This window comes from Lysinibacillus sp. OL1, assembly GCF_004332175.1.
In the GTDB taxonomy this organism is placed as follows: domain Bacteria; phylum Bacillota; class Bacilli; order Bacillales_A; family Planococcaceae; genus Lysinibacillus; species Lysinibacillus capsici.
Map to the genome: position 1 here is coordinate 18,312 of NZ_SJDS01000002.1, position 12,343 is coordinate 30,654.

Genomic DNA, 12,343 nt, shown 5'->3' on the forward strand with positions numbered 1-12,343 from the left:
TTAAGGAGTTTTATACATGAAAGCATATTTAGCAAATGGGTTATTTTCGTTAGGCGATCGTTTTGTAAATGAACAATTGGCAGCAGCTATTCGCGAGGCAGTACCAGGCATCGCATTATATGTACCTCAGGAGAATGAGGCCATCAATGATAAATCTGCCTATGCAGATAGCTTAGCGATTGCCCAAGCAGATTTAGAGATGCTACAGGATAGCGATGTTCTGATAGCTGTATTAGATGGGGTGGAAATTGATTCAGGCGTTGCCGCAGAGATAGGTGCGTTTTCGATGCTGAATCGTCCCATTATTGGTGTGCTAACAGATGTTCGTCAGCAAGGGCGGGACAATATGCAAAAAATAGAGGCACTGATCCGAGATGGGCTAGAGAATCAGTTTGTTTATCGTAATTTATTTGTTGTGGGGTTAGTTAAACGCAATGGCGTGATTACATCTTCTATTGAAGAGGCTGTGAAAGCCATACAAAAACTACAGAACGGGGAGGCATCATGATGCTATTAGCTACATCAGACATGGTGGCAGGAAAAGATATCATGGAAACATTAGGGCTAGTGAAAGGGAATTCTGTTCAATCTAGAAATATTGGTCGTGACATGATAGCAGGTCTTCGCAATATTGTAGGTGGAGAAATGAAGGAGTATGCGGAGATGCTTGTGCGCTCTCGTGAAATTGCCACAGAGGCAATGGTAGAGGAAGCCAAACAATTAGGTGCAGATGCAGTTGTAGGCGTTCGTTATGCTACTTCATCTGTCATGGATGGTACATCCGAAGTATTGGTATATGGAACAGCTGTAAAATTCAAATAAAAGAGTACAAGGACTTTCATTCAATGGAAGTCCTTTTTCAATGGTTAAAAAGTGACACATTCATCTAAAATGCTGTAAAATTTTAGTTAATTATGTCAAAAATACAGTCTATTGTGCTGCTTGAATGGTGATTTATTATAGGATGGGTATAGTACAAATTATACCAATAAAGTAGAAGTTTTATCTTGATTCAGTTTATAGATAATGAGATGAATGCACAAATGGAGTGGGTGTCAAAACACCAACTGAATCAAGATAAAAGCCCAAGTGGAGGTCACAGATTTTGAAGAGAAGCTTTTTGAGCAACTCGCAAAAAATCTGGACGCAATCAGTAGAAGGGCTATTTATGGCCAATGTACTGCAAGCTGGGCATGATAGAAGAAAGAGTGGGATATATGGTAGATTCACAACAAGGCAAAGGCTATCGCGTACTATCGATGTTTGATCGATTGATGGATGGCCAAGGAATCAACAAGAAGCAAGAAGCATTGACACATCAGGTTGGTGAAAAAACCATACAACGGGATATCGATGAAATTCGTACGTATCTGGAAAAGGCTAAGCTAGATTACCATTTACAATATGTACGTACAGAAAAAGTGTATAAATTAATGCATACAAAAAACAATCGTTTATCTAAAGAACAGGTACTAGTCATCGTTAAAATACTGATTGCCTCAAAAGCTCTCGTAAAATCGGATATCGGTGAGATCGTTAATCAACTTCTCTCACGTGTAGCAGACGATCAACTGTTATTAAATGAAAAAATTGTATATGAAGATCTCCATCAAAAAAAGTCATTATTGTCCGTGATATGGGGAATTTCAACAGCCATTCAAAAGAGAAAGGTCATTACAATTGATTATTTACAGGAGGGTGAAGCGATTCCAACTGCAAAAATTTTAAAGCCGCTCGCTGTTATCTTTTCAACACATTATTTTTATTTAATAGGCGATAATCAAGACACCCCAACTGTTTACAGAATGGATCGTATTCAGCATTTTCGTGAAATGACTATCCATTTTGAATTTCCATCTGTACATCCATTACAAGTAGAGGACACTAATGACCTTACTCATATCCGTCTTCTCTATAAAGGCCGTTCTCCTCAAATAGTCTACAGTCGTTTCCCAACAGCCCACCTAGTTTCACAAAACAATCATGAATATGTTTTTGAGGCAGAAGTGTTAGAATATGGCGTGAAAGAGTGGTTGTTAAGTCAAGGAGCCGATATGGAGGTATTAGAGCCAATTGAACTGAGAGAAGAGATTATTGAGACCTTACAAGCTATGCAGCAAAATTATCGTTACATATAAAAACCCGTGTGTACATGCACGGGTTTTTACGTTTACTGAAACAATTGTTTGATAAATGTCGTATCGATATCCTTAGTGAGCTTATAATCTTTCATGTAATTTTCCTCATATAAATACACGAATAAATGCTGGTCATCATCTAAACGCAAGCCAATTTCCCTGTTGTCATTAATTGAGAGTGTTAGCCAGTATGCTTCATGAGAATCAGAATTCGAAAACCACACCTTTTTTAAAGGTAGGTCCTTGAATGGCTGCATCATTTGATTGATTTCTGCTGCGTCAGTAATCGTTACTGTTTTTTCATCTGAGGAACGAATAATTTCAATCTCATGAATTTCCTCCATTTCGAGACGTTCTGTTACCTCTGTTGTAAAATCAGTGTCTCGTGTTAACAGCATTGTCGAGATATACAGAATAAGTAGTGGTAGTAAAATGCCTAGAAGTAGTTTGTATCTTTTTTTCATGCTTGTCTCCTTAAATTCTAAAAATTCACACATATGTATTCTTTTCCACGCTATAATTGAGCATATACTGAAATGATGAAGGAAGGCAATTAAATGACACATAATCATGAAGAAAAAGAACTATTTTACCCAAGTGGAATCATCATGTATCGAGGTGGCGTCAAGAAGAATGATTTCGGTCACGATATTTATGACGGCAAAGGCTCGCTATTTGATCAAGAGGGAGAATTATTATTCGAGGGTGAATTCGTCAATCATATGAAGCAAGGCAATGGCATTATGTATTTGAAAGGACAACTCATTTATCAGGGTGAATTCATACAAAATAAAAAACAGGGTCATGGCATTTTATATAAGGATGGTCATATCCATTATGAAGGTCATTTTCGCAATGACTTAATGGATGGTTATGGTGTTTTATATTATGAAGAAGAAGTAATTCGCCCTTATCAAACACTACGAGCACAGTATCCACATTTAAATCAACCGCAGTATGAGGGTGACTTTGTCCATGGCATGAAAAAGGGAAAAGGCAAGCAATACTATCCAAATGGATTTTTACAATATGAGGGTGATTTTATTTGGCATCATATGCAAGGGGCTGGGAAGCTATATTACCCTACGGAATCACCAACAGCTGAGGAGCTTGCACGTGGTGTAACTAATCTCCACTATGAAGGTCATTTCTTTGAGGACCTAAAGCATGGTAAAGGCAAAGTATATTCTAGGAATGGAATTTTAGAAGCGGAAGGGCAATTTAAAGAGGATATGATGACAGGGCAAGGAACGCTCTATTATGCCAATGGGCAAGCTACCTATATTGGTGACCTCGTTCAAGGCAAAAAACATGGACGAGGCGATTATTATAATGAAGAAGGCAAAATTATCTATAGTGGTGAATTTATCAACGATGAGCGGTTACGCATTACACCTGAAGTCGAGCAAGAGATTGCCAAGCTACAAAAACAATTAGATAGTCTTGTAGGTCTTCCGAATGCAAAGAAGGAATTACATAATTTAATAAACTTTATTAAAATTCAAAGTCTGCGTGTGGATCATGGTTTAACAAGCTTTCCTATTACGTATCATCTTGTCTTCTCGGGCAATCCAGGCACTGGTAAAACAACAGTGGCACGCATTATTGGCCAAATCTACAAGCATCTTGGCGTCCTTTCAAGTGGGCATTTTGTGGAAACAGATCGTGCAGGTTTAGTCGCTGGCTATGTTGGACAAACAGCATTAAAGGTTCAGGAAGTCGTTAACAAAGCAAAAGGCGGGGTACTTTTTATTGATGAAGCCTATTCATTAATGAATGATAAACAGGATGCATTTGGGAAGGAAGCTATTGATAGTTTATTAAAGGCAATGGAGGATCTACGTGATGACTTGGTAATTATTGTTGCGGGCTATACAGAGCTAATAGAAGATTTTTTACAATCTAATCCAGGCTTTAAATCTCGCTTTAATCATTTTGTACAATTTGATAATTTTAGCACGGATGAACTCTATGATATTTTTGCGATGCTTTGTCAAACGAACGATTATCAATTTGGCGAAGCATTTGCCCAACATATGAAAACACAGCTACGTCATATGCCGATTGAAACCATCCCTAATTTCTCGAATGGTCGTTATATTCGAAACTTGTTTGAGAAACTAGTGACGATCCAATCAAACCGATTGATTCAACAGGCAACAATCTCGAGAGAAGAACTCATGACATTTGAGGAGCAGGATATTTTACAGGGCATTGCAGAAAAGTTGTTTGACAATACTTTTTAAGACAAGGAGTAAATTCATGAAAAAGCTATTAGTGTTTATTTTAGTGTGTGCATGTATTTTACCACGACTAGTAACAGTTCATGTTACAGTGAATAATCATATTAATGTACGCCATAAAAACGATAAAAGTTGATGAGTGATGTATAAAGTGGTAATATAAGACAAAACATACGCTAACGTATTTTTTGGAGGGCAATTATGCAAGTAACGAAAGAGGATTGGATTAGAGCGGGTCTAGAGCAATTAACAGAAGCGGGGATTCATAAAGTACGTATTGAAGCACTTGCTCGATCATTAAACATTAGTAAAGGTAGCTTTTATCATTATTTTCGTGATCGTCAACAACTATTAGATGCCATGCTAGACTATTGGGAAAACCATGCAACAAAGGCCATTATTCAAAATATGGAGCAAGTCGATGCTACTCTAGAGCAGCTTTTACGGATAAGTTTTCACAAAAATAAAAAGATGGAGATAGGCATTTATGCTTGGGCCAAATATGATTCAGATGTCGCAAAGCGTATCGTTCAAATAGAGGAGCAGCGAATAGCCTGTGTGGCGACACTCTATCAAAAAAGTGGTATCAGCATAGACGAATCCACTGATCGTGCAAGATTAGCTTATTTAACCTATATAGGCTGGATGACACGATTTGAAGCCAATCCTCATTTCGATCTCGAAAAAATGATTAAGCTGTTAATACAGTAAGAAGGTCTCTCGGAGCTAACATGGGCTTTGAGGGACTATATTTAACGCCAGAACATACGGTAGCGTATGTAAATGGAGAGGAGGTAGAACATGTTTATTTTATCAATTGTCGCAGTGGGACTATTAGGGCTCATTAGTATCCTACATATTTATTGGGCCTTTGGTGGTCGATGGGGTACAGAAGCTGTTATTCCTATGAAAGAAGGCAGCCAACAAGCCGTTTTTACGCCTAGAAAATGGGGAACGCTCTTTGTTGCAATGCTGTTGATGCTAGCAAGTGGTATCATCCTTGTTCAAGGAGGCTTCATGCCATTTTTTCAAGCCTCTATTTTTTCAAAAGTAGGAAGTATCGTTTGTGCGCTAGTATTTTTGCTACGAGCAATTGGTGATTTTAAGTATGTTGGTATTTTTAAAACGATTAAGCATTCCACATTTGCTCAAAATGATTCAAAATGGTATAGTCCTTTATGCTTGTTTCTTAGCTTTGTTTATGTGCTGGTGTTAGTTTAACAGCAATTTTACTTTAATAAGGGGAGCAGAATGGGGGATATAAAATGGAGCAAATGATCTACTTACTTCGCCATGGTGAGACAAATTATAATACACAAGGGAGATATCAAGGACAGCTTGATTCACCACTCACTGAGCGTGGTCGGGAGCAGGTTCAGCAAAATGCGCGCATGCTGAAATCACTCATTGGCGATGCAGATGAATGGACCATCCTATCAAGTCCAATGGGAAGAGCCATGCAAAGCACAGCCATACTTTGTGAAACACTGGGCTATGACAGCAACAAGGTGAGGCAGGATCCACGTTTAACAGAGGTTGCTGTGGGACAATGGGCTGGATTAACCATGGCGGAAATACAGCAACAATGGCCTGCCTTGTTAACGAACACAGATGCCTTCAATTGGTATTTTCGTGCACCAGATGGGGAAACCTATGAAGCTGTTGTAAGCAGATTAACTGCTTTGCTTGAAACGATTCAACCACTTTCAAAAGTGATTATTGTCTCGCATGGCTTAACTGGTCGTATTTTACGCGGCGTCTATGCAAGTCTAAGCAAAGAAGAGACGCTCAAGTTAGAGGTTTCTCAAGATGTAATGTTCAAATTAACAAATAAAGAGATTACAAGAATTAGTTCAAATTTCGATGATGATTTTTACCTGTGAAAATATTTGAGCGTATCCCATTTTTCTCAAGGAATATTCAGAAATGCCGCCTCTTATAATGTGTAGGAGGCGTTTTTTATGAAAAAATGGATGTTAGTAGGCTGTATTTGTATCATGGTTTTCTTATTTTATTATACAAGCAAAACATATGAATTCACGCATCTAGAACTGCCATCATTACATAGTCAAAATGCTTTGTTACTCAATGAACAGGGCGATGTATTATACGAAAAAAATGCGGATGCTATTATTTATCCTGCATCTTTAACAAAGATCATGACAGCCATCGTTGCCATAGAGATGACAGATAATTTACAAACACAAACCATTGTAGAGCCCCAAACGATTGCGAACTATACGGCACAAAATGCTTCGATGGCAGGCTTTCAAGCAGGAGATTTTGTCACGATGGAGGATTTATTGTATGGTACACTCCTTGCCTCAGGTGCTGATGCAACAGGAACACTTGCAGATGCTGTCGCTGGCAGTGAGGACAAATTTGTCACGTTGATGAATAACAAGGCGCAAGAATTAGGCATGCATGACACATATTTTGTTAATACCAGTGGCCTACATGATGAGGCACATGTATCCACCGTGCGGGATATCAGCAAGCTTCTGCGATATGCATTGGAAAATCCTACCTTTTATCAAATATTTACCTCAAAAAACTACACAACCTATGTTCCCAATCAATTAATCATCACAAACTCATTATTTACAAAATTACCGGGTCTAGACAGTCCGATAATAGGGGGAAAAACAGGCTATACCCCGGAAGCAGGACTGTGTCTGGCGACCATAATCGAGAAAGAAGGGAAATCTTTTTTATTCATTACAACCAATGCTCCTAGCTATATATGGAACCCACCCCCACATATTGAAGATGCCCTAACGGCCTTCGAAGCTTTATAGCAGGAAAAATAATGAAAAAACCTCAACTTTTTCATGGTTCCTAACGTCTTAATAGAAAGGGGAATTATATAGCTGAGGTTCGGTGGTGGATAACCAGCTTTTTATAGGAACCATCAAATACGGGGAGAGCTGCTGCTAAAAGTGAGGGAGCAGTTCAAAAAGAGAGGGGAGCCATCTCCAAAAGGTGGCGAACCTGCTCAAAGAGGTGAGAGCCCTCTCCCAGTAAGGAGAAGGTCACTCACCTAAGTCCGTAGGTCGTTTAGCAGCATGAGAAAAAGGAGCTAACAAAAAATCTACAAAATAAGCCACCATCATTTAATTATCATAACCTATGCATAGTTTCTCAGTAAAAAGGGAAGGAGGAATGTATAAGTATTTACTAAAATATGAATTTTAGCAGCATCGTAAAAGGGAATCTAGTTGATTATTACTATTTTATGGCAGGGTTGTTTACTCTATAATAAAAGTTAAATCTTAGCAATTTTTTAGCAAACAGACATGGAAGACATCTAAGGGCGGTGTAGAACAATGAAAAAATTTTTACCCTTTGCCATCGTTTTGACGTTTATGATGTGCATCTTGGCAGGGCAACTTTCAGTAAATGCTGAAGGGTCAGTGGTGATTCACAAGGTAGTCAAAGATACGGTTATTTTTGAAGAAGCTTCTACGAATAGTGCGGAGATCGGGGAACTTTCGAAAGGTAACTTTGTTTCAGTAACAAAAGTAAGTAAAGGTTGGACACATATTCAAACGCCAGAGCAGGAGGGCTATGTCACATCTGATGCTTTAGTCAAGTTGAAGTCTGAGGGATACCTAGTCATTCAAAAGGGTGGTACAACATTATTTACAGCGCCAAGTCAACATGCCCAGCATGTAGGACAGCTCTATGAAGGACGAATAATTTATGTATATGGCACAGCACCTGGTGGTTGGTCTTTCGTTCAATATGGCGAGGAGATAGGATATGTAGCGACAAACGCATTAAAAAAACCAGCTCCAACGAAGAAAAAAATTAATGCTGTTGCTGGTGCTGAATTACGTTTAACAGCTAGTCCAAACGGAGAAGTTCTTGGTACACTTCCCAATAAAACAACTGTCCAGTATTACATAACACTTGCTGGTTGGGCTTATGTAGAAGCAGGCGACCAAAAAGGGTATGTCAAAGCTTCTGAGCTAGCCGATATTCAGTTAATAGATAATAAAGTTTATAATAAAGGTGTGCCAGTAGCGAAAGGCGCAAAAAAACGGGTAGCCTTAACATTTGATGATGGGCCAGATGCTAAGGTGACACCACAAATTTTGGCAACGTTAAAGAAATACGATGCCAAGGCTACATTCTTTATGGTAGGTAAAAATGTGTCAAGAAATGCTGCAATCGTTAAACAAGTCTATGAAGCAGGGCATGAAATCGGAAACCATACCTTGAGCCATAAAAAATTAACGACCTTATCAATAGCAGGCGTTAAACAAGAAGTCAATGGCACAAGTAATGCTATTTATGCAGCCATCGGGCAGTATCCAACTGTTTTCCGACCACCCTATGGGGCGACCAATGACCAAGTACGTTCTGTCATGACAATCCCCTCGATTTTGTGGTCGATTGATACACTGGATTGGAAACATCACAATCCAGATAAAATTTTAGCGTATGTCAAAGCCTCTGTAAAAGATGGGAGTATTATTCTAATGCACGATATCCATCAAACGACAGCCAATGGTTTAGAAAATGTTATTCATTATTTACAAAAACAAGGCTATGAATTTGTTACAGTAAGTGAGATATTACAATAATAGAAAAGCTTTGCAATCGTCTACTCAGAACGAATGCAAAGCTCTTTTTTATTTAAATAAATTGATAGTCGTAATAATAATAGGAATCCCAAATACGTCAATTAAAAATGCGCCGACAATCGGTACGACAAGAAAGGCTTTTTTAGAAGGACCGAAGCGTTGCACAACGGCTGACATATTGGCCATGGCATTTGGTGTTGCGCCTAGACCATGTCCTGCAAAACCTGCTACCATAACAGCAGCATCGTAGTTTTTGCCAAGTAATTTAAATAACACAAAAATACTAAATACAACAATAAAGAATACTTGCGCAAAAACAATGATGAATAATGGTAGTGCCAAATCAGCAATTTCCCATAATTTAATACTCATGAGAGCCATGGAAAGGAATACACCTAATGTGACATCTCCAATTAATGAGATGCTTTTCATATTAATGGCTTCAGGTTTGAATTTATCCATAATATTGCGCACTAATACAGCCACAAACATTGCTCCTACATAGCCAGGTAGAACGAAACCTGTTGCTTCTGAGAATAGTGTGCCGACGTACGTACCAACCGCCATACAGAAAGTAATTAATAAGACTTGTGTAAAGAACGAATCCGATGTAATTTGCTCATGTTTATTTTCATATTGGACTTCTTCCGATTCTTGTTCATCTGGTGTTAAATTATATTTACCTACTAAATATTTGACAATTGGACCACCAATTAAGCCACCAGCAACTAGACCACATGTTGCGGCAGCAGCACCAATTGTCATAGCTGAAGAAATCCCTAAATCTTCTAAGGTTTGGCCAAATGCAGCTGCAGCGCCATGACCACCCTCCATAGAAACGGCACCCGCCATCATACCGATTAAAGGATGGATCCCCATAAGTGAGGCCAGAGATACCCCAATGACATTTTGCATTAACGCTAGGAAGCCACATGCTAGCCAGTAGATAATCAGTAATTTACCACCGAGCTTTACAAGTTTAAAGCTTGCACCTAAGCCAATTGTCGTAAAGAAAGTAATCATAAATAAGCTTTGTAAAGAAGTATCAAGTGATATTTCTAAAATACCCGTTGTTTTTAAGATGGTAGCAAGAGCAGCGAACAATAAACCACCAACCACTGGTGCTGGGATACAGAAACGCTTTAAAAAGCCTATTTTATTGATAAGAAAGCTACCTAATGCAAAGAGTGCAACAGCTAGGAATACCGTTGTAATTTGATTAATTTCGATCATGAACCTTGCCCCCTAAGTAAGTTGTTCAGTGCCTCATATACAAAATAGGCACCTAATTTCACTGTACGTCCGTTTTCATCTAATAACGGATTGACCTCACAAATATCAAATGAATGGGTGTGAGGGTGTGAAGTGACTTGTTGCAAAATGGAGCGCACAGTCGATGGGTCAAGCCCAAACGGTGATGGAGCACTTACACCTGGAGCAAATGCTGCATTCAATACATCCATACATAATGTTAAAAGAATATAATCATGCTTATCCATAAAATGTTGTAATGCATCCGTTAATTGTTGTTGGTAGGCTACCGTCATTTGATCCTCATAAACATACTCCACGTTTAATTCATCAGCTTTTTCGAAAAGTTCTCTTGTATTGCCGTAGCGTTGAATACCAACAACAAAATAGTCAGCGTGTGGATCCTGCTCTAAAATTTGACGGAACATCGTACCTGACGAAGGTTGTTCATCATATGGTCGTAAATCAAAGTGAGCATCGATATTGATGATGCCGATTTTAGCTTCCTTTGGTAGAGCAGAACGAACGCCTAAATAATGGCCATACAGCGTTTCATGCCCGCCACCTAGCACCACACATGATAAGTTTTTTTGTAGTACTGTTGCTACGACTTCACCAAGCTCACGTTGGGCTTCCTCTAAAGCATGATTTAGACAAACGATATTGCCAACATCCATAATTTGCTGATCGTCTTCAAATGTCCACGGTAAACTGGCTAAGCCTTCTCGTAGGGCGTTTGGACCATTTGCTGCCCCTACACGGCCTTGGTTTCGACGTACCCCTTCATCGCAGATAAAGCCAACGAGAGCAGCATTTTTCTTATCTGAAGCGCTTACATCATTAATCGCAACTCTTTTTACTTGTTGATGTAAACGAAAGCTGCTTGTATTTGTCGTTGAATCTATTCGGCCTTTCCATTGTTTTTGATCTGTCATTGTGTACATAAACTTATCAACCCCATTGTGAATATTATTGTAGAAAAAGTATTGTTGTAATTCATTATATATTCACATAATTATAATTACTAATATATAATTAATATTAATCTATAGCTTTTAACTATAAATCTGGGAGGTATCTATAGGTGGACATTAAACAATTACACTATTTTATCGCTGTTTCAGAACAGATGAATTTCTCAAAAGCCGCAGAAAGACTGCATATTTCGCAGCCTTCCTTAAGTAATGCGATCAAAAAATTAGAACAAGAGATTGGCTCCCCTTTATTAGAGAGAAATACTAGAAATCTGCAATTAACAGAAGCTGGAGAGTTACTTTTTGAACGAGCAAAAGTTATTGTAAAAAATATGGAAGTGCTAAAAATCGAAATGGATGAAGTGATTGTTCATGGCACGAGAGACATCACCATTGGTGTCATGGAATCTATTAAGCATTGGCTGCCAAAGGTAATCGCCAACTATAAAAAAGACTATCCTCACATGAAAATTCATTTAGTCGATATTTTAGGTAGTAAGCGGGTGAAAAAATCCTTGAAAAGCTATAAAACTCATTTAATCATCACCAATCAGCTAATGGATGATCCAGAGTTGGAAGTTCAAACTTTATATGAAGAACGGTTGGTCGCAGTATTACCTTTACATCATCCGTTAGCCCAAAAGGATACTTTAACCATCTCAGATATTTGTGAAGAACCATTTATTATTAGTACCGAGGGCTTTCAAACAAGACGAGATATCTTAACGTCATTTGAACAGGCTGGTAAAAACATCAATATTCAATTTGAAATTGAGCGTTTTGAAACCGCTGTATCGCTTGTACGAGAACATTTAGGAGTGACCATATTACCTGAAAATTACTTGCAAGGACCGACTGCTAAAACGATTGTAAAAAAAGAAATAGAGGGTCTGAATTTAAGTCGCAATGTCTATCTAGTGTACTTAAAAAACCGTCATTTACCATTAGCCATCCGACAATTACTGAAGGATATAGTACAGTTTTTTGAAAATAAATGATGTAAGTCCATAGTAATGAATTTTCTCTTTTGTTAGAAAATTCAAAAATAGAACATTGCTTTACTAGAAAAATAGCGGTAACATTTATTGTAAGAATGAAAATGAACATTCATTCATTTTGCAAAGTTCAAGCAAAGGGGGTATCTTCTA

At 38.3% G+C, this 12,343-nt stretch carries 13 protein-coding genes; 10 read left to right on the forward strand and 3 right to left on the reverse strand.

Annotation, left to right across the window (positions count from 1 at the left end):
- Window positions 1-16: 16 nt before the first annotated feature.
- From EW028_RS04435 to EW028_RS04445, 3 genes are all read left to right on the forward strand, one after another.
- Window positions 17-508: a nucleoside 2-deoxyribosyltransferase gene (locus EW028_RS04435; protein WP_131520039.1), complete on the forward strand. Its 492-nt coding sequence runs from the start codon at window positions 17-19 to the stop codon at window positions 506-508.
- Complete coding sequence (locus tag EW028_RS04440) at window positions 508-822, forward strand: YbjQ family protein (RefSeq protein WP_004225046.1); 315 nt, start codon at window positions 508-510, stop codon at window positions 820-822. The genes EW028_RS04435 and EW028_RS04440 overlap by 1 nt, the downstream gene beginning before the upstream one ends.
- 371 nt (window positions 823-1,193) lie before the next feature.
- Window positions 1,194-2,138, forward strand: coding sequence for a helix-turn-helix transcriptional regulator (locus EW028_RS04445; protein ID WP_227744865.1), 945 nt, complete (start codon window positions 1,194-1,196; stop codon window positions 2,136-2,138).
- A gap of 32 nt (window positions 2,139-2,170) precedes the next feature.
- Here EW028_RS04445 and EW028_RS04450 read toward each other — a convergent pair whose 3' ends face one another.
- The gene (locus EW028_RS04450; protein ID WP_131520041.1) at window positions 2,171-2,602 is read right to left on the reverse strand and encodes a hypothetical protein; all 432 of its coding nucleotides are present in this window, start codon (window positions 2,600-2,602) and stop codon (window positions 2,171-2,173) included.
- A 93-nt stretch (window positions 2,603-2,695) separates the two neighbouring features.
- Here EW028_RS04450 and EW028_RS04455 point away from each other — a divergent pair, with 93 nt between their 5' ends.
- The 6 genes from EW028_RS04455 to EW028_RS04480 all read left to right on the forward strand — a co-directional run bounded on the left by EW028_RS04455 (window position 2,696) and on the right by EW028_RS04480 (window position 8,970).
- Window positions 2,696-4,384: an AAA family ATPase gene (locus EW028_RS04455; protein ID WP_131520042.1), complete on the forward strand. Its 1,689-nt coding sequence runs from the start codon at window positions 2,696-2,698 to the stop codon at window positions 4,382-4,384.
- A gap of 198 nt (window positions 4,385-4,582) precedes the next feature.
- A complete protein-coding gene (locus tag EW028_RS04460) occupies window positions 4,583-5,092 on the forward strand; it encodes a TetR/AcrR family transcriptional regulator (protein ID WP_131520043.1) in 510 nt (169 codons plus the stop codon).
- Between the two features lie 90 nt (window positions 5,093-5,182).
- On the forward strand, window positions 5,183-5,602 hold the full coding sequence (locus tag EW028_RS04465; RefSeq protein ID WP_054550386.1) for a DUF3995 domain-containing protein: 420 nt from the start codon (window positions 5,183-5,185) through the stop codon (window positions 5,600-5,602).
- Between the two features lie 44 nt (window positions 5,603-5,646).
- Complete coding sequence (locus tag EW028_RS04470; protein ID WP_131520044.1) at window positions 5,647-6,264, forward strand: histidine phosphatase family protein; 618 nt, start codon at window positions 5,647-5,649, stop codon at window positions 6,262-6,264.
- Between the two features lie 78 nt (window positions 6,265-6,342).
- On the forward strand, window positions 6,343-7,179 hold the full coding sequence (locus tag EW028_RS04475; protein WP_131520045.1) for a D-alanyl-D-alanine carboxypeptidase family protein: 837 nt from the start codon (window positions 6,343-6,345) through the stop codon (window positions 7,177-7,179).
- Between the two features lie 528 nt (window positions 7,180-7,707).
- The gene (locus EW028_RS04480; RefSeq protein ID WP_131520046.1) at window positions 7,708-8,970 is read left to right on the forward strand and encodes a polysaccharide deacetylase family protein; all 1,263 of its coding nucleotides are present in this window, start codon (window positions 7,708-7,710) and stop codon (window positions 8,968-8,970) included.
- Window positions 8,971-9,018: 48 nt separating this feature from the next.
- On the opposite strand, the gene gltS is transcribed toward EW028_RS04480, so the two are convergent.
- Window positions 9,019-10,203: a sodium/glutamate symporter gene (gene gltS, locus EW028_RS04485; RefSeq protein ID WP_016993292.1), complete on the reverse strand. Its 1,185-nt coding sequence runs from the start codon at window positions 10,201-10,203 to the stop codon at window positions 9,019-9,021.
- On the reverse strand, window positions 10,200-11,165 hold the full coding sequence (gene hutG / locus EW028_RS04490; protein ID WP_131520047.1) for a formimidoylglutamase: 966 nt from the start codon (window positions 11,163-11,165) through the stop codon (window positions 10,200-10,202). Before hutG ends, gltS begins: the two co-directional genes overlap by 4 nt.
- Window positions 11,166-11,305: 140 nt before the next feature.
- Here hutG and EW028_RS04495 point away from each other — a divergent pair, with 140 nt between their 5' ends.
- Complete coding sequence (locus EW028_RS04495) at window positions 11,306-12,193, forward strand: LysR family transcriptional regulator (RefSeq protein ID WP_048392528.1); 888 nt, start codon at window positions 11,306-11,308, stop codon at window positions 12,191-12,193.
- Window positions 12,194-12,343: the final 150 nt, after the last annotated feature.